General features: G+C 36.4%; 15 protein-coding genes. 5 read left to right on the top strand and 10 right to left on the bottom strand.

Features of this window, described 5'->3' with window-relative positions:
- Nucleotides 1–19 precede the first annotated feature (19 nt).
- Entirely contained in the window at nucleotides 20–2,122 is a 2,103-nt protein-coding gene (locus J2786_RS19430; protein ID WP_310026402.1) for an FIDD domain-containing protein, read from the bottom strand.
- A 200-nt stretch (nucleotides 2,123–2,322) separates the two neighbouring features.
- Nucleotides 2,323–3,120: a hypothetical protein gene (locus J2786_RS19425; RefSeq protein ID WP_047428121.1), complete on the bottom strand. Its 798-nt coding sequence runs from the start codon at nucleotides 3,118–3,120 to the stop codon at nucleotides 2,323–2,325.
- Nucleotides 3,121–3,323: 203 nt separating this feature from the next.
- Between J2786_RS19425 and glgP the strand changes: the two genes are divergently transcribed.
- On the top strand, nucleotides 3,324–4,985 hold the full coding sequence (gene glgP, locus J2786_RS19420; protein ID WP_047428124.1) for an alpha-glucan family phosphorylase: 1,662 nt from the start codon (nucleotides 3,324–3,326) through the stop codon (nucleotides 4,983–4,985).
- Between the two features lie 2 nt (nucleotides 4,986–4,987).
- Here the strand turns inward: glgP and J2786_RS19415 are convergent, their stop codons facing one another.
- The 5 genes from J2786_RS19415 to J2786_RS19395 form a co-directional block, all read right to left on the bottom strand.
- Complete coding sequence (locus J2786_RS19415; protein ID WP_310026396.1) at nucleotides 4,988–5,992, bottom strand: formylglycine-generating enzyme family protein; 1,005 nt, start codon at nucleotides 5,990–5,992, stop codon at nucleotides 4,988–4,990.
- A gap of 140 nt (nucleotides 5,993–6,132) precedes the next feature.
- Nucleotides 6,133–7,743, bottom strand: coding sequence for a sulfatase (locus J2786_RS19410; protein WP_052186835.1), 1,611 nt, complete (start codon nucleotides 7,741–7,743; stop codon nucleotides 6,133–6,135).
- Between the two features lie 17 nt (nucleotides 7,744–7,760).
- Nucleotides 7,761–9,365 carry a sulfatase gene (locus J2786_RS19405; protein WP_047428129.1) on the bottom strand — a complete coding sequence of 535 codons (1,605 nt, stop codon included), beginning with the start codon at nucleotides 9,363–9,365 and terminating at the stop codon, nucleotides 7,761–7,763.
- A 431-nt stretch (nucleotides 9,366–9,796) separates the two neighbouring features.
- Nucleotides 9,797–9,985 carry a DUF6496 domain-containing protein gene (locus J2786_RS19400; RefSeq protein ID WP_047428132.1) on the bottom strand — a complete coding sequence of 63 codons (189 nt, stop codon included), beginning with the start codon at nucleotides 9,983–9,985 and terminating at the stop codon, nucleotides 9,797–9,799.
- 10 nt (nucleotides 9,986–9,995) lie between these two features.
- Nucleotides 9,996–10,469 (bottom strand): hypothetical protein, encoded by a 474-nt coding sequence (locus J2786_RS19395; RefSeq protein WP_047428135.1) that lies wholly within the window; start codon nucleotides 10,467–10,469, stop codon nucleotides 9,996–9,998.
- A 126-nt stretch (nucleotides 10,470–10,595) separates the two neighbouring features.
- On the opposite strand from J2786_RS19395, the gene J2786_RS19390 reads away from it, so the two are divergent.
- Nucleotides 10,596–10,817, top strand: a complete 222-nt coding sequence (locus J2786_RS19390) for a bacteriocin-like protein (protein WP_047428137.1) — start codon at nucleotides 10,596–10,598, stop codon at nucleotides 10,815–10,817.
- Between the two features lie 94 nt (nucleotides 10,818–10,911).
- Entirely contained in the window at nucleotides 10,912–13,041 is a 2,130-nt protein-coding gene (locus tag J2786_RS19385) for a S9 family peptidase (protein ID WP_047428139.1), read from the top strand.
- Between the two features lie 67 nt (nucleotides 13,042–13,108).
- Here the strand turns inward: J2786_RS19385 and J2786_RS19380 are convergent, their stop codons facing one another.
- The 3 genes from J2786_RS19380 to J2786_RS19370 form a co-directional block, all read right to left on the bottom strand.
- The gene (locus J2786_RS19380) at nucleotides 13,109–13,933 is read right to left on the bottom strand and encodes a GLPGLI family protein (protein WP_047428142.1); all 825 of its coding nucleotides are present in this window, start codon (nucleotides 13,931–13,933) and stop codon (nucleotides 13,109–13,111) included.
- A 6-nt stretch (nucleotides 13,934–13,939) separates the two neighbouring features.
- On the bottom strand, nucleotides 13,940–15,499 hold the full coding sequence (locus tag J2786_RS19375; RefSeq protein WP_310026388.1) for a vitamin K epoxide reductase family protein: 1,560 nt from the start codon (nucleotides 15,497–15,499) through the stop codon (nucleotides 13,940–13,942).
- Nucleotides 15,500–15,570: 71 nt separating this feature from the next.
- Nucleotides 15,571–15,759 (bottom strand): hypothetical protein, encoded by a 189-nt coding sequence (locus tag J2786_RS19370; protein WP_047428150.1) that lies wholly within the window; start codon nucleotides 15,757–15,759, stop codon nucleotides 15,571–15,573.
- A 264-nt stretch (nucleotides 15,760–16,023) separates the two neighbouring features.
- Between J2786_RS19370 and J2786_RS19365 the strand changes: the two genes are divergently transcribed.
- Both J2786_RS19365 and J2786_RS19360 read left to right on the top strand, forming a co-directional pair.
- The gene (locus J2786_RS19365; protein ID WP_047428161.1) at nucleotides 16,024–17,679 is read left to right on the top strand and encodes a peptide MFS transporter; all 1,656 of its coding nucleotides are present in this window, start codon (nucleotides 16,024–16,026) and stop codon (nucleotides 17,677–17,679) included.
- A 134-nt stretch (nucleotides 17,680–17,813) separates the two neighbouring features.
- Complete coding sequence (locus tag J2786_RS19360; protein WP_047428164.1) at nucleotides 17,814–19,568, top strand: peptide MFS transporter; 1,755 nt, start codon at nucleotides 17,814–17,816, stop codon at nucleotides 19,566–19,568.
- Nucleotides 19,569–19,587 lie beyond the last annotated feature (19 nt).

Genomic DNA, 19,587 nt, shown 5'->3' with positions numbered 1-19,587 from the left:
TTTCTATCTGTTTTATTTATTATTCTCTGTTTTTCACCAATACCCAACCTGTGAATTTAACTGCAGTATTTTTTTTATCATTTTCATTCCATGTGATAGAATACCAGTATGTTCCTGTAGGTACTCTTCTTCCACCGTGAGTACCATCCCATTTATAGCCATTTGATCTGTCTGCCTGGAAGATTTTATTTCCATAACGATCAAAAACATTCATGACCAGGTTTTGTTTGTTTGCCAGGGCTGAATAATCAATCACATCATTTATTCCATCTGCATTAGGAGTTATCACGTTAATCAAATTAGGGACAACGATTCCTATTTCTATCGGATCGCAATCATAAGCATCTTTTACATATACTTTATGATCTCCTCTTGAAAGGTTATTGAAAACATTGGAATCCTGCCAGATGATATTATCTATTGAATATTTATAAGCTGGAGTTCCCCCTAATACAGATACTGTGATTGTATTGTTCGAGATATCAATACCGGAAACAACAGGCTGTTCGGAAGGGAGTACTTTTACCGTTTGTGTGGTAACACATTCTCCTGTTTTAAGTTTTACCCAATACACTCCTATTCCTGCTTTAATTGTCTGTGAAGTAGCTCCTGTACTCCACTCGTAGCTTTTAAATCCGGGACCTGCATCCAGAGTGGTTTGGTCTTCCGCACAAATAGTCACATCTTTAAGTTTATCAGAATAGACAGGTGGAATAACCACTAGAGTAACCTTAGCCACATTATAGCATCCCTGGGAATTAGAAACTCTTATGTACACAAATCCATTAGGTGCAATGTAATTATTGGCATTCAGAATTTCATTGGTCTGGTTAACAGCATCTGTTAATGAAGGATAATATTTTTTGGTTGGATTGGTTTGTCCGGTTACCGAAGCATTGATAAGATTGAAAGAAGCTGTAGATGGGCTGGCCTCGATGAAGCATGATCTCAGGGTTGTTTCATTCACAACCACAACCGGATAAAATTTCAAAGTAATCTGTGCCACTGCAGTACAGCCAAACTCTGAGATTACCTTTACATAGATTATTCCTTCTGCAGACACATATGCCATTGGGTTGGTTATCTCATTGGTTCCAGCATTGAGATCTGCCATTGTAGGATAATATTTCTTAGTAACATTTGGGTTTCCAATAACATCCGCTGTGGTTAAGTCAAACAAAGCTGTCCCAGCATTATTATTGTTACATTGGGTCAATGTTGCATTTTTTGCTGTAATAGAGCCATCTTTAAATTTAAATATTCCGACCTGTTTACATTTATTAAGCGGATTAGACGCATTGGCCGGATCGGTATAATTGATACTGTAATAATAGACAGTTGTTGTATTTACAGTAATTGGAGCAGTGATAGGGTTATTGCCTGTTAAAGCATCATTCTGACCCAGGTGATAGCTTACCCCGAAATTTTGATTTCCATTGAGAATTCCTGAGGATAATGTAGAAAAATCGAATAAAGTTGTTGCAGAACAGATGACCACTTCTCTTGGATCAGCAGGATTGGCAGCCGGAATTCCGGGAGGATTAAAGGGCTGGGTCTGAATAGCCGGATCTGTAAATGGTGAAGCGAGTGTTGCAGTTCCTCCCCACGTTAAAGAAAACGGAGCCGTTGTAGAACTGGTACTGCTTACCCAATTGTCGATAAACAAATAATAAGTTTGTCCCGGTAAAACATCAAGATATTTACAATAAGGAGTCAGGGAACCTCCTGCAGCGCTTAAAATAGTGCTGGTCATATTCAATCCTGTAGCGGGACCGGGTCCGATAACTGTTGCTGCATTACAACGTATCGGGGACCCCAAACTTCCACAGGTTACATTCGGACCAAAAATTGCCCAGTCGTAATCTGCATCCGGATTATTGGGTACAAGGTCAAAGGTAAGGGTACCTCCTGTAGCGATTGTAATTTTATACCAGATTGAGTTGTGCTCGCCGGTAAAGTCTATACAACTTCCCGAGTTGACCAATTCCTTTATATTACCATATCCGGTAGGGCTATACGTGATATTTGAATTTCCGCAGACGGAGAGTGCAGTAGCACAATCAGCTTGAGCATAGAAAGTATGAGATAGACATAGAAGTATAAAAAGTAAAAGTTTTCTCATAGATTTAATGTTTTTATGGTTATATCAGTTACACATTGTATTGATAATCAACACCCATCAAATATAACCCAATTTTAATTAAAAACAATAAAATCTAAATAATTTTAAACTATTACAAATTAAAACATCAATTGCTTTAAAATTATTCATCTTATCTCAGATTAAAGAACAAAATAGCCAAAAATAACAGGACATTAGCTTTATTTTATACTTGTAATATTTCCACAGAGATTTTCCAGGTGAAATATTTTATGGAAGGGGCTTTTTACTTCTTTCAGATGTTCTTTATCCTGAATGAAAGTATATCTTGAAGCAATAGAATTCATATCGGAAACAATCACCAGCCAACATTCATCTACGGAGGTGTCGTAATAAGGGAATTTTTCGTTCTTCTTTTCAATGAGTTCCAGAATTTTATCGGAGCACAATTCATCAAACAGATTCATACTGTACTCATGGGTGATAAAAACATTTCTGCGGTGAAAAGATTTCCTCAGACTTTTTACACAACCTACAGGTTTATTTTTTTTAATGCTCTTATAAATACTGATGATATTTTCCTGCTGCACTTCCAGATTATCAAATTTTGTTTCAGGATGGAATTCTAAAAAATAAACACCACGATATTTCGTAGTGTCTTCCTGTTCTAATAATATTTCTGCCTGACGGAACATTTTATTCAAAGTACTTTCTACTTTTTTCATTTCCAGATGATTGATTACTTCGGTCAGTTCTATTCCAATTTTTTTGTCGTTGAGCTTGGCGATAAAGTCTGGGCTCTCGCAGGTAAGGTCTTCAAATTTAACTTCGGGGAAATGATGCATAAATGAGTTGAGAAGAAGAATCTCGGATTTCTTTCTGTACTTTTCACGGTCATGCAGCGGAGATGCATCTATGGTACGGTGATACTTTTCCATTGGCTTTTTTTTCAAATGCCGATTAAGGTAGTATAAGCTAAGATTCTTTATCAGATCTTCTTCAGAAAACGTCTTTTTCATGTGTGATTTTTTTATTTAATTAAAGAACACATGCAGCCATTGGCTTTCATCATTAAAAGTTTTTGATAATCAAAAATTTACACTCTTAAAGATAAGTAAAAAAACAATTCGATACTTAGTTTTTAATTAATTTATCGATTAATTAATGTAAAGTTTATTTTCATAATTAATACCTTTGTCTTTTTAAACACAAACCCACATTTATGGATTTCAGGAATTTCAGAATACCCTACACTATCAATCCCCAATATTCAAAAAAGACTGTCTATTTTTCAATGGAATTTGCTCTTGAGCAGGTACTGAAAATATATTCGGGAGGACTTGGCTTTCTGGCAGGATCTCATATGAGAAGTGCTTATAACCTTAAGCAGGATCTTATTGGAATCGGTATCCTGTGGAAATTTGGTTATTATGACCAGGCGAGAAATCACGATCAGACTTTACAACCTGTTTGGACGAGAAAAATGTACAGTTTTCTTGAAGACACGGGAATAAAGTTTCAAATCGAAATCCACAGTGCTCCGGTTTGGGTAAAAGTATGGTACCTTGATCCTGAAATTTTCAATACGGCACCCATGTTTTTCCTTTCTACAGATGTTCCTGAAAATGATCATGTTTCTAAAACCATCTGCCACAAATTGTATGATGCCAATGAATCTACAAAACTTGCCCAATATATTTTATTGGGAAAAGGCGGAGCTAAGTTACTGGATGAAATGAATATTGAAAGAGAGGTTTACCATCTTAATGAAGCCCATGGACTTCCGGCAGCCTTTTATCTTCTGAAAAAATATAACGGCGATCTTAATAAAGTTAAAGAAAAACTGGTTTTTACCACCCATACTCCTGAGGAGGCAGGTAACGAAAAACATAGTTTCAGATTATGTTATGACATGTCTTATTTTTCCGGATACAGCATGGAAGAAGTGAAAAAAATTGAGGGATCTGATGATGACCGTTTCAATCACTCCCTCTGTGCGTTAAGAATGGCTAGAATAGCCAATGGAGTTTCCCAGCTTCATGGTGTAGTTTCCAGAGCTATGTGGAATAAATATCCGGGAATCTGTGAAATCACTTCTATTACCAATGCTCAGGAATTTAAATATTGGTCTGATAAACCTTTATACAATGCAAAGGATGAAAATGATGCCACTGTTTTTGATTTCCGAAAAAAGTATTTAAAGAAAAAACTGTTCAGTATTGTTGCTGATCAAACAGGAAATTTATTTAACCCTAATGTATTTACTATTGTCTGGGCAAGAAGATTTGCAGGCTATAAGAGAGCAGAACTTCTTTTGCACGACAAGGAAAGATTCTACAGACTTCTGAATCATCCAAAATATCCGGTACAGATCATCTGGGCAGGGAAGCCTTACCCAATGGACTACTCTGCAATTTCTACGTTCAATACCCTGGTGGAAGAAAGTAAAAATCATAAAAATATTGCAGTTCTTACAGGCTATGAACTTTCTTTAAGCAAGTCTTTAAAACAGGGTTCTGATGTCTGGCTTAATAATCCGAGAGTTCCAAGGGAAGCTTCCGGAACTTCCGGTATGACGGCTGCTATGAACGGTTCTGTGAATTTATCCACAGATGACGGCTGGATTCCGGAATTTGCCAAGCATGGCGAAAACTCCTTCGTTGTCCCTAAAGCTGATTATCAGAATATGAGCATTTATGAACAGGACAATTATGATTTAAATACATTGTATGAAATCCTGGAAAACGAAATTCTTCCCACTTATTACGACCGTCCTGACCAATGGAGAAAAATTCAGCATAATGCAATGAATGATGTGAAAGATCATTTCAACAGTGACAGAATGGCGGATGAATATTACAGAATTCTCTATAATCAGCAATAGAATTAATGAGCAACATCCTGAACACACCTGAATCCGGTGTTTTCAAGACTTGTATCAGGGCTGCTTTTCATGCGTCTGGCTACCCTGTATCCACTGCAATAGCTATCATTGCATAAAAAGCTTCCTCCACGCAGGCTGCGTTTTACACTATACGGTTCCTGAGGGTCATAAGACCTGTCGGCACCCTGAGGATTTAGAGCCAGTCTGCCTTCCAGCTTTTTATAGTAATCGTAATTATATAAATCGCTGCACCATTCCCAAACATTTCCCGCCATATCATACAGGCCATATCCGTTGGCTTTAAATGATTGCACAGGGGCAATGGTAATATAGCCGTCTTTCTTTTCATTAAGGTAAGGAAACTTTCCCTCCCAGCTGTTCGCTTTAGGAACTCCTGCATTGATGGATTCATTTCCCCATGGATAAATATTATTTTTTAATCCGCCCCGTGCTGCAAATTCCCATTCTGCTTCTGTGGGTAAGCGTTTACCGGACCATTTACAATATGCCTGCACATCATCCCAGCTTATCTGCACTACAGGATAATTATCTTTACCTTCAATATTGCTGGCCGGTCCTTGCGGATGCTTCCAGTCAGCTCCTTTTACCCATTTCCACCATTGACTGAAATCATTCAGATTGACAGGTTTACTTGTGGGTTTAAACACTAATGAAGCAGCTACCAATAAGCTATCCGGAGGTTTCGGAGTACCCTCAGGCAGGTTTTTCTTTAATTCTTCCCAATCGGGTTTACGTTCTGCCGTTGTGATATACCCTGTAGCATCTACAAATTTACGGAACTGTGCATTTGTCACTTCTGTTATATCCATATAAAACGGAGAAACTTTTACTCTGTGTTTAGGATATTCATCCGGATCAGCCTGACTGTTATCACCACCCATGTCAAATTCTCCGCCCGGTATAAGCACCATTCCCTCCAGAGAAGCAGTTCCGCTAAAACTGATATGAGAAGAATCCGTTGTACCCAATCGTTTTGGTACATTCATACAGGTGTGCCCGGGTTTATTTTCCTCGGGCTTTAAGGTTTTATCTTTATTACAGGAACACACAAAACTTAGTATACCTGTATAAATGATCATTTTTTTTATAACGGAAAGCATCATCTCTATCTGAATATTTACAGTTTTTATGATCTCGGTTTACTGTATCTCCATCCTTTTTTCAACTGCAGTGAAAGTTGATTGACTAATTTTTTAGAAGAAACTTCTTCAGCAATATTTATATTTTCATCAGGATCATTTTGATGATCATAGAGTTCTCTGGCCAGATAGTCGCCAGGCTTTTCAGTTTCTTTATTCCATTCGAACCATTCTACATATCGGTAACGGTCGGTACGGATCGCATATCCCATTCTTTCTACATTTTGCACTCCTTTGGCTTTTACTCCATATCTTCCCAATAAAAACTGGCTGTAGGCTGCTGTCTTCCATTTATGTCCGGGATCCGCAAGCAGAGGTTTCATACTGGTTCCCTGAAGATAATCCGGAGTTTTTATTCCGCTCATATCACATAAAGTAGGGTAAATATCAACAAACTCTGTAAGAGCATTGCTTGATTTTCCTTTTGCTTTTACTCCTGCCCCACTGATAATAAGCGGCACTCTGGTATCGATCTCATAATTACTCTGTTTACACCAGCTGTTATGCTCTCCGAGTTTCCAACCATGGTCTCCCCACAATACAATAATGGTATTTTCACTAAGTCCTAATTCATCCAGTGCTTTTAACAGCCTGCCTATTTGAGCGTCTGTATAAGAAACAGATGCATAATACGCATGGAGAAGTTCCCTTTGCTTTTCCACATCATAAGGTTTTTCCGATGGTAAAGGCAGGTCTGATCTATCTGTATAACCTCTCAGTTCACTATCCCCATGTACCGCAAATTCCGGAGCATTTTCGGGCATGAATTGATTTTTTGCAAGTGGTATATCGTTTCTGTTATACAAATCCCAGTATTTTTTGGGAGCATTAAATGGTAAATGTGGACGGTAATATCCTACCGAAAAAAAGAAAGGTTTATCTTTTCCTTTTAATTCTTTCAGCTTTTGAATGGCCATAGTTGTTTGCGCACCATCATAATAAGCGTCATCATCAACATCTGCCATTTCTACAGAATTGGCCTTTGTATAGATAAATCCATAAGTATCCGGCCTGGCTTTTCCCATTTTCTTAAGGGCGAGCTCCTTTTCTTTCTGAATCATCCTGTTTTTTTCCAGTTGATACACCGCATCCGGATCAAAAGGATATCCGTTTACATGTAGCTCTTCATTCCAGGATTTATCATCAGGTAAAGTGTTATGAAAGGTTTTCCCGATCCCTACCGTATAATAACCGTTATTCTTGAATACCTGCGGAAGAGTGATTACATCCGGCAGATTTTTCCTGAAATCTGTCTGAAGATCCCATACACGCACAGAATCAGGTCTCAGACCTGTTAGTAGGCTTGCTCTGGAAGGATTACATACTGCCTGCTGACAATATGCCCTTTTAAAAACAACACCTCTTGCGGCAAGTTTGTCCATATTAGGCGTTTTTATAACAGTATTCCCGTAAGAGCCCATTTCAGGTCTTAAATCATCAATAGGAATAAATAAGATATTAGGTCTTGCTTGCTTTATATTGGATTTTATACTTTTTTTAGGTTTAGGATTAGCCGTATGGAAATTTCCGCCCCTTACCGCTATACAATTACAAATTGATACAATGAATAGTATTTTTAAAAAATTGAAATTCTTCATGAAATATAAGTTTCTTTTTATTGAGTAGATTGAGCTGTGACTAACTTATTTTTAACCTCTTTCCATCCTTTTTTACGTTGTTCGGACAGCTTTTCAAGGATGTCTTTATTTTCCGGATACATTGCAATATTGAAATTCTCTTTCGGATCTGAGGTAAGATTATAAAGTTCACGTGCCACAAGTTCTCCCGGTTTTTGGGTTACTTTATCCCAATAGTACCACTCTATCAGATGATAACTTTTGGTCACCATTGAATATCCCATATAGTTTTTTTTATTAAGATCTATTCCTTCTCCGGCTGGGCGTAAGAACTGGCTGAATACAGCCCCTTTCCATTCCACACTATTTTCATTCAAAAGCTTTTTAAAGCTTACCCCTTGCAGATAAGAGGGCGTTTCTATTCCTGCAAGATCACAGAGGGTAGGATAAAGATCCACCATCTCTACCAGTTCGTTGCTTTTACTTCCTGGATTTTTCATCCCAGGTGCATAAACAATAAGTGGTACACGGGTATCATTTAAGTAATTAGTCTGTTTACCCCATGCATTATGCTCACCTAATTTCCAGCCATGGTCTCCCCATAACACAATAATGGTATTATCTAATAACTTCTGTTTTTCAAGCTCATCTACGAGTCGCCCGATACAGGCATCCACATAACTTACAGAAGCATAATACCCATGTTTGAGCATTCTGGCTTCCTTTTCAGGCATTCTGAAATAGGCAGGATGTTTTACGTATTCCAGATCGTAACAGGCGGTCATCTCTCTTTGATTATACATTGCCATGCTCGGTGCATTGAAAGGGATAAAATTGTTATCCGCCATAGGTATTTCCATAGGATCATAAAGATCCCAGTACTTTTTAGGAGCTACAAAGGGTAAATGCGGTCTGAAATATCCCAATGCCAGAAAGAACGGTTTCTTTTTATTTTTAACACGGTTGATCGTCTGAATGGCAAGTGATGTCTGAGCTCCGTCATAAAGCGAATCATCAGGGCAGTTGGCCACTTCTACAGAACGTCCATATGCCCAGCCGTTACCATATCTTTTAGGATCTTTAGCTAATCTTTCCAATCTTTTGGCAGCAAGCTCAGTTTTAAGTTCTCCACTGAAATAAAAAGATTCAGGATCTCTGTCTACCATATTTTTAAGGGCATAGCCATCAGGACGGAGGTCCGGCTCACGAAAAGAGATAGAATCAGGCATGTGGTTATGAAAAATCTTTCCGATGGATACCGTATGATAATTAAATTTTTCAAATTGCTGGGGAATTGTGACCACATCAGGATGTATTTTACGAAACTCTTCTCCCAATACCCACACTTTGGTAGAATCCGGCCGCAAGCCTGTTAATGCACTTGCTCTGGAAGGAGCACAAACAGCCACCTGGCAATATGCATTGGTAAAAGTTGTACCTCTTCCTGCCAGCTTATCTATATTGGGTGTTTTAATGGTTGAATTACCGTAAACTCCCAGTTCCGGCCTCAGATCATCAACTACAATAAAGATTACATTGGGTTTGGATCTTTTTTGCGATTGTCCTGTAATGATAGTAAATGGTAAAATCAACAACAGAAGAATAGATATTGATTTTGATTTGAAGGTTGAAATTCCGGACATATCAATTAGTTTTAAATAATCAACCTTGCAAAAACGTAATCTATGTTGTGGTAGAAGAGCAAATTTCCAAGGCTGTTTTTATTGATTAACATTGGAGAAGAAAACTTTAAACATCCACAAAACATTAAGAATTCTTTTTCATCATTTGTGTTTGTATTGAAATAAGATAATGAGTTATGGATGTGATGCGAATTTGCAACAAAAAAGTGCAAACTCTTGCAAAGTTAACTACAGCATACATACATCAACAATACAAAACACACATTTACAGCATTTTATAAATAACAACAAGATCAAGACATAAAAAAAATTACAGTTTAGAAAAACAGATCAGTTAATTTTCCATGTACTACTTTCATCTCACTTTTTTATGAAATACAGAATATGAGATAAAAAAAATCCGGAAAGTTGATCTTTCCGGATATTATGAATTACTTATTTTTCTTTTTCACTGGTACTTTCATACCTTTTTCCCGCGCTTCAGAAATACCGATAGCTACGGCCTGTTTTCTGCTTGTCACTTTCTTTCCGGAAGAAGATTTCAATTTCCCTTCCTTGAATTCGTGCATTACTTTTCCTACTTTGTCCTGAGCTTTTTCTGAATATTTTGTTTTGCTCATGATTGATTTTTTAAGATTTTGGCAGGGATACCCCTAGTTCATAGACACAGGCATGTTTCAAATATTTTGAACGCTCTCTCGATGTCACCGATTCAAAATGATCATTTTTAATTACAATAATCGGGTCTTCCGCATTTTCAATTTCAAAATTGGCTAAATATCTTTCATCCGGTGGAGATTGCTGCAGTTTTGCTTTTATTTTCTGCAGCTCATCTGCATATTTCCTGAATCCCGGATCTGAGGAATGGATAAATTTGTACTCATCGCCTGCATACACATAGTAATGAATTTTTTTCTCTATCAACCCCGCCTCATTAGTAATTTCGGGATTATCATTTCCGTCTCTAAACACCACTTCCACCAATGTCCCTCCTTTTTTATGAGCACATTCTTCTGCATCATTAAAACTGGAAAAACCTGTATAAACAATCTGGTCGTTTAATACATAACGGTTGAGTTTCTGGTTGTATGCATTCGTTTCCATAATTATTACTTGATTTGATTTACTGTTATTATATATTCAATTTTTTTGCCAAATTGTTTTTTTTCGCCAAAATTCATTACTTATTTTTTATTACTTTAGTGTTGAAAACTAAAAAAAATATTTACCATGAAAAATCTAAAAAAAATGTCAAGATTTCAATTAAAAGAAATACACGGAGGCGTTTTACCCGGAATGAGAAGATGTGTTGACGAAGTCACCTGTCAAATCAGAACCTGGTGGATTGGAGGAGGATTCGACTCTCCCTGCACTGCTACCTATCCATTCTGCGCCCCGGAAGGATATTACCCTCCGGAAACAGAAAATCCGGGAACTATGCACGAAGCTTAATCAAAATAAAGAATCAGGACATTAGATCCTGATTTTTTATTTTATATGGTTATGTAAGTAAGAATTATTAAATTTGAAATCATTAAAATTGAAAATGAAAAAACTCCTATTAACTCTTACTGTGGCTGTGGTATTTCAAAATGTAACGGCACAGGAAATTACTTTAGATAAAATATATTCAGGATATTACCGTGGAAAAGGGATTGCAGGAATCTCTTCCATGAAAAACGGAGAGAACTATCTTGTTATTGAACCCTCAGGAATTGCAAAATATTCTTACAAAACTTCACAGAAAGAAGGAAATCTTGTAGATGGAAAGTTTGAAAGTTATATTTTTTCTGATGATGAATCTAAAATCCTTTTACAGGTAGGAAGCCAGCCTATTTACAGGCATTCTTTTCTGGGAAAATTTGATGTAAAAGATTTAAAATCCGGGAAAGTAATCAGTCTGAATGAAGGGAAACCGGTTCAGGAGCCTACATTTTCACCAGATGCTACAAAAGTGGCTTTTATTTCAGACAATAATCTTTTTTATCAGGATCTCAGCTCAGGAAAAATCACTCAGATTACTACGGATGGTAAAAAGAATTCAATCCTGAATGGTTTGGCAGACTGGGTATATGAAGAAGAATTCGGGCACGCAAGACAATATGAATGGACAAAAAATTCTGATGCCATTGTATTTGTGAAGTCTGATGAAAGCCAGGTTCCGGAAATCTATATTCCCATTTATGGAAAAACGCTTTATCCTACAGAAATGCGTTATAAATATCCAAAGGCAGGTGAGAAGAATTCTGTAGTTTCAGCACAGCTATACCGTCTTGATAACGGGAAGACAATGCAGCTGAACCTGGGTTCTTTTAAAAACTATTACATCCCGAATGTATTCCAGACTGCAAAACCGGACGAAATTGTTTTAATTACTTCTGAGAGGATTCAGAACGCTTCTGATATTTTAAAAGTAAATACCAAAACAGGAGCTGTTCAAAAGTTATTTACAGAAACAGATGATAAATGGGTAGATACGGACAGCCCTACTCTTGAATTCCTTGAAGATGATTCGTTCCTTTGGGCCTCTGAAAGAGATGGAAACCGTCACCTGTATTGGTATGACAAAGATGGTAAGCTTAAAAAGCAGATCACAAAAGGAAACTGGGAGGTAACGGATTATTATGGGTTTAATCCAAAATCTAAAGAAATCTACGTTCAGACTACTGAAAAAGGAAGCATCAATAAAGTGATTTCCAAAGTCAATATTGACAACGGAAAAACTCAGCTGATCTCCAATGCAGAAGGAAACAACTCTGCCAATTTCAGCAAGAACTATAATTATTTCATTGAAACATCTTCTACAGCAGCAAAACCTTATACATATGTTTTAAAAGACGGGAATGGAAAAGCAGTAAAAGAACTTCAAAACAATAACGATCAGTTACAGAAATTAAAGACTGATAATTTTGTTGAAAAAGAATTCATTACAATTCCCAATGCAGTAGGCGATCAGATGAATGCCTGGATCATGAAGCCTAAAAACTTTGATCCGAATAAGAAATATCCTTTATTTATGTTCCAATATTCCGGGCCGGGGTCTCAGCAGGTAGCCAACTCATGGGATAACGGAAATGCCATGTGGTTTAATCACCTGGTACAAAAAGGATATATTGTTGCTTGTGTGGACGGACGTGGAACAGGTTATAAAGGAGCAAAATATAAGAAAGTAACCTATATGAATTTAGGAAAATATGAGATCGAAGATCAGATCACTGCAGCGAAGTGGTTTGGAAACCAATCTTATATTGACAAAAGCAGAATCGGAATGTTCGGATGGAGCTTTGGTGGTTATATGACAAGCTTAGCAATGACTAAAGGAGCTGATGTTTTCAAAGTGGGAATTGCGGTAGCACCGGTAACCAACTGGAGATATTATGATTCTGTATATACGGAAAGATTTATGAGAACTCCTCAGGAAAACCCTGATGGATATGATAAAAATTCACCAACTGAATATGCGAATCTATTAAAAGGGAAATTCTTATTAATCCACGGAACGGCGGATGATAACGTTCACTTCCAGAACTCTATGGAATTCTCTGAAGCTTTGATTCAAAATAAAAAGCAGTTTGATTTCATGGCCTATCCCGACAAAAACCACGGAATCTATGGTGGACAGACAAGACCTCAGTTGTATCAGAAAATGACGGATTTCATCCTGAATAATCTATAATATCAAATATATATCTCATAAAAATTCCTTTCAGAAATTCTGAAAGGAATTTTTATTGATGTACCTCTTAAGGATATTTTACCGCTTTATCCAGTTCTATAGGATTATTAAAAGCTTTTAGTTTTTTCCTTTCGTTGGCTTCTGCTGGCTTCAGCTGTTCTTTAGACAAGACTGTTCCATCCTCCAACAACAATTTCTGCCCTTCGCGCATAGTCAGATTTCCATTCAGGACATATTTAAAGGGATTGGAATATAGGTCCAACCTTAGTTTATTTAAATCTTTCTGAGTAACGGGAATTGCTCTGGATATAGAGGCATTTAATAAATGTCGCTTATAATCATCCGCAATCTTTTCACTCTTAATCACATTAAAATAATAATTCTTTTTTGTATCATACAATTCCATAATCAATCCCGGTAATCCGTTAAACTTATAAGGTCCGTAGGGCATTGGAATATCTTTGGAAAACCATGCGATCCAGTTTCTTCCTCCAAATTTGGTGGTCGCTTTTTGAAGCGAAAGGTGATCAGATATTTTTATGCTGTCTGTAATAGTCCACTGTTGCCTTGGTTCCTCAGACATTTTATAAAAATTCACATCCCCGATGTATTCATAGTTCTGATAGGTATTGCTATTGTTCTTTTTGATGAGAAATGAAGTCAGCCTGTTGCCTTTAAATGCATATTGCCCGGTAGCAGTAAATAATGAATCACTAATATAATTCAGTCTGTTATAATAAGCAATATCATCTTTTGTGATATCCAGATAGTAATTTTCTCTGGTAATATCTTTGGAGGCTGAATCTTTCTTGTATTTCACCTCATAGATGAACCTGTTGTTCTGAGCAAACATCATACATGTTCCCAGCAATATAAATAATAAGCTTTTCATAATAATTTAATTTTCAGATAATAATTCCGGGATAAAGAACTCCAGATCTGCTCTCTCATACTGTACCGGATATTCTGTGTCATTGATAAAGATATTGGGTGTAAAATGCACCCCATTGCTGCTTACCCATTTTTCGTGTCCTTTTAATAGGGCAAGTGCATTCTCTGAACTTCCGAAATATTTGGAATACTTTTGATACCAGCCACTTTTGTCTTCACTATATCCCTGAACGTCATACCAGCCGTTCAATGCTTCCAGAAATTCTATTTTATTTTCGCTATTGATATAGATATTGGTAAGATTTACATGAACCGTTCTATTATCCAGATCATCCCTGCTAAGATCTATATCAAAGAAAATATTGATTCTCAGCTCATCAGAATACTTTTTTACCAGCTTTAGAAAAACAGGATAAAATTCTTTGCAATGTTTACAAAAAGGATTGGTAATAAAGGTTAAAGTTTGATCTGCTTTTTCATTTCCAAACACAAAAGCGCTCGAAAAATCTTTATTCGTAAACCTTTTCTGCAAAGACAAATTATTTTTGAAAAACTGATAGTTTCTCCTGAATTTCAAATTTCTTTTAAGCGTATTTTCATCTTTCTGTGCATTTTGATTTTTCATCCTGAAATTCATCAAAACGATGAGCGAGCCTAAACTTCCAATGAGAAACAGAACAGCACTTATGTCAAGTCCTTTACTGGTAAAGGAAATAAGATTGGCAGCTACCAGTTGAATACATACGGATGCTATGATTACCATACAGACAGGACAATACTTTTTAACAATAAATATCTGATAGAATAATGACAAGAAAGCGATGGGTATGAAGCCAAATAATCCATATTGATAGATCCCGAAAAAGAGTTCAAGATTTTTTATCAGACCAAATAAAATAAAACACACGATCTGGCTGGTAAAAAACAGCAGTGAAATCTCAGACAAATCTATTTTGTTAAAAATCTTCCATTTTTTCGAATTAAAAACCAGGTCGCAGTCCGTATTCAGATAATTGCTTTTACATACGCCAACCGGTATGAATGTTCCTTTACCATGAGTTTTTTTGTAGGCTTCACGGGCAAAGATGAATCCGATAAGACCAGTAACCGCAAAGATCAGTTTCAAAACCAGATTAGAATCATCATATCCGAAAAGAAACAGAAATAGTAGCGCTATAATTCCCCAATTAAGGTATGCAGAATCAAGTTTTGATTTTGTATAAGTTTGATCTTCAGACTTTTCTACAATAAGTATTATATTTTCCCATTCTGAAAAAAAATCTTCTGTGTGAGAACCATTGACTGTTATTGTATCACCTGTATTATTCACAACTGCCAGCTCTCCTTTTACTAAAGCCAGGAAATCTTCAGGTAAAATGTCTTTTTCATCATTATCAATTCTGTAACTGTAATTTTCAATATTGAAAAAGTGTAAAGCATCAGAAAATGCCAGAAGGCTTGGAAAATCGGGATGTCCTTCCAACTGAAGCTCAAACTCATCCTTATCAATACGTATTTTATTATCATCCAGATAATTGATAACAGCAGTATAACTTTTGCGTGTCATAGTAATATATCTTTTTGCATTAAAAAAAATAGCAACAGTTTCCTGTTGCCATTTTAAAAAACTTACACTGATTACCCACAACAAAAAGTACCATTGCAATAAGAATCACCATTCCCATTATGGGTATTGGCACAAGCTGCATTCGTACACCCACATCCTCCCTCTGTCTCAGGATCATCCGCCATCAATCCTCCTTTAATAGTTTTCAACTGATTTCTGGATAAACTTCCTTTCATCTTTTTTAAATTGATCTTTTTCATAATAAATGTTTTTTAATTATATGTCATTATTGACATCTCGAAACTAGAAAACAAATATTAGATAAAAGCAAAATAAACTTGTATATCCATTGTACAACAAGCAGTTACAACATGTATATAATCTGTACAAATTAATTTCAGCAACTTAAATCACTCTTTATACTTAAAATTTTATATTTATTTCATTAATCATTTGGCTAAGTATTATTTATTTTATCAATTAAAATTAAAAAGCTATTTTTGGGAAATTTGAAAATTGATTATATGAAGACTAAACATCCTAAAGGGCTGCCCTATCTCTTTTTTACAGAAATGTGGGAGCGTTTCGGGTATTACCTGATTCTTGGAATCTTTGTTCTATATGTTATTGAGCCTACGGGTATGAAAGGCGGACTTGGACTTCCGGATAAAACTGCTGATGACATTTTCGGAACTTATATTGCCTTAACTTATCTGACTCCATTCATTGGAGGATTCCTGGCTGACAGGGTTTTAGGGTATATTAAATCTATTTATCTTGGAGGTTTTTTAATGGCTGCAGGATATATAGGAATGGGAGTTTTTAAAGATTTGCCTTTGTTTTATGCTTCTCTGGCATTAATTATCATTGGAAATGGTTTCTTTAAGCCTACTATTTCAACACTCTTGGGAAACCTCTATTCTGAAGAGCCTTATAAAGCGAATAAAGATTCAGGATATAATATTTTCTATATGGGAATTAATATCGGGGCATTTATCTGCAACATTATTGCGGCTTTCATGCGTAATAAATTCGGTTGGGGTGAAGCTTTCATCACGGCGGGTGTAGGAATGTTGATCGGGATGGTTATTTTTACCATAGGAAGAAAGCATTATATCCACGCTGCACAGATGAAACCAGTACAGGAAGGAGATACCAAACTTTCAGAAATTCTGATCAAGGTATTTGTTCCTGCTATTGTTGCCGGAGCCATCGGTTGGTTTATTCCCGGTAATATTTTCGGAAGTGACAGTACGGATGCCTTTATTTTTGCATGTATACCTGTTATTTATTTCTATGCATCTCTTTACTTTAAAGCTAAACCTGATGAAAAAGCATCTATCGGGGCATTACTTTCTGTATTCCTTATCAGTATGTTTTTCTGGGCTGTTTTCAAGCAAAACGGTACAGCATTGACAAGATGGGCCAATTATTATACGGACAGAAGTGTTCCTGCTTCTCTTGAAAAGCCATTGGAAGGAATTTATATGGTGGAGGGAAAAAGCTATGAAAATAAAGAAACTCCTGTGTATGACAATCAGTTCCGTTCTCAAAAAGATGATAATGGAGAGACTAAAAAGGAAATGGGAAAAGATGTTTACTTTAAAAATATATCCCCTGAACAGCGTGCTGTTCTTGAGAAAAACCCGGAAAATAAAGTATTCTTGTACAATACAGAATTATTCCAATCTATCAATCCGTTCTGGGTTATTGCTCTGACGCCTGTTATTGTAGGATTCTGGGCATTATTGAGAAGAAAAGGAAAAGAACCTTTAACGCCTACCAAGATTGTTTTAGGGCTATTCATATCCGGACTTTCCTGTCTTGTAATGGTTTTAGCTGTGATGGCTGGAGATAACGGATCTGTAAAAGTTTCTCCTCTATGGCTGGTTGCCAGCTACGGGGTGATTACCATCGGGGAATTATGTTTATCTCCAATGGGACTTTCTTTTGTATCTAAACTTTCTCCTGCAAGAATTACAGCATTGATGATGGGAGGATTTTTCCTGGCTAACTCTGTTGGAAATAAGCTTTCAGGAATTCTTGCCAGTACGTGGTACAGCTACGAAAACAAAACGAATTATTTCCTTGTTAACTTCGCTTTGTTAATATTTGCTACACTTTTAGGTCTTTCTATGTTAAAAAGACTGAATAAAATTATGACAGAAAAAGGGCATTAAAATGCTCAATATTATAAAGATAACTAAGCTGCGGACTAGTCCCGCAGCTTTTTTATTTAAAAATAAAATTAAAACCTTGCCAAAAACCCAAAATAAACTATATTTGTCAGTCTTAACAAAAATTAACAATAGAAATGGATAATATTGAAGCATTGAGTCCGAAACCGGATGAATTTGTAGAGAATAAGAATTCCAGGCATCCTAAAGGATTATGGGTTCTGTTCGGAACAGAAATGTGGGAGCGTTTCAACTTTTATGGAATGAGAGCTCTATTGACGCTCTTCATGGTAAATTCCTTATTAATAAAAGAAGCTGATGCAGCAATCATCTATGGTGGATTTCTAGCTTTATGTTATTTAACCCCTCTTTTGGGAGGTTTTATTGCTGATAAATATATCGGAAACAGATATGCGATCATCATTGGTGGATCATTAATGGCTATTGGCCAGTTCTTATTATTCATCAGTGCCTCTACTTTCTCAGCAGATATCGGAAGTGCTAAACTTATCATGTGGCTGGCGTTATTCGTTATCATTTTCGGTAATGGATTCTTCAAACCGAATATTTCCTCAATGGTAGGAAGCCTTTATCCAAAGCAGGAAAAATCTAAACTGGATTCTGCTTTTACCATTTTCTATATGGGGATCAACATTGGGGCATTTTTAGGTCAGTTTATCTGTCCATACGTAGGAGACGTAAAAGATGCTGCAACTGGAGTAAGAGATATCTTCGCTTTCAAATGGGGATTCTTAGCAGCTTCTATTGCAATGGTAATCGGAACGGTAACCTTCTTTATCCTTAAGAACAAATATGTAGTAACTCCTGAAGGAAGACCTATCGGAGGGTTACCTAAAAATAATACAAGTGCCGACTTCGAAGAAGGAGAAACGCAGACTGCTAAATTCTCTGGTCAGGCTTTAGGAATTACCGGAGGAATATTTGTTGTTCTGTTCTTCCTTTTCAGATATCTTCTTGTAGGTGAATTTGGATTCAACTCTGTAGAAATGGGGCAGCTGATCAAAGGAATTATTTATCCTTTCATCTATTCAGCTGGTATAGCTCTTGCTTTCCTGATTATGTCTTCTGCTGAAAATAAGGTAGAAAGACAGAGAATCTGGGTAATCTATATTGTATCATTCTTTATTATTTTCTTCTGGGCAGCATTTGAGCAGGCTGGATCTTCATTAACATTTATCGCAGATAACCAGACAGACAGAAACATTTTCGGATGGAATATGCCTCCTTCAATGGTTCAGATCTTTAATGGTATTTTCGTTGTTCTTTTAGCGGTTCCTTTCAGTTTATGCTGGGACAAGTTAAGAGCTAAAGGAAAAGAGCCGGTATCTCCGTTCAAACAAGCAATGGGATTGGCATTAATCGCTCTTTCATATTTCATCATTGCACACAATGTAAAAGATTTAGGAAGTTCAGGTTTATTAGCCATCAAATGGTTAATGTTATTATATTTCATCCAGACTTGTGGTGAGCTTTGTCTTTCTCCAATTGGTTTATCACTGGTAGGTAAACTGGCTCCAAAAAGATTTGCTTCATTATTATATGGTGTATTTTTCATTTCTAACGCTGCCGGTTATGCATTGGCAGGTTCATTAGGAGCTCTTATCCCTGCAACGGGTGATAAATTCAAAAAAGCCGAAGAAATGGGAGTTAATCTTCAGGATGTATTAGATAAAAAAGTAACCTTAACAGCAGATCAGGTAGCTGCCTTTGATAAAGCTCAGTTACCACTACACAACCCTACTTTTGTAGGATTCGAGATCCATAACTTATTTGAATTCTTTATGGTATTCGTAGTACTTTGTGGTATTGCTTCTGTCATCCTAGGTTTAATTTCACCTATCTTAAAGAAAATGATGCATGGTGTAAACTAATTGTATCAATAAAATAGAA

The organism is Chryseobacterium vietnamense (assembly GCF_031454475.1).
Classification (GTDB): domain Bacteria; phylum Bacteroidota; class Bacteroidia; order Flavobacteriales; family Weeksellaceae; genus Chryseobacterium; species Chryseobacterium vietnamense.
The sequence above is the reverse complement of the archived record's forward strand: the minus strand, read 5'-3'. Positions and strand labels throughout refer to the sequence as shown.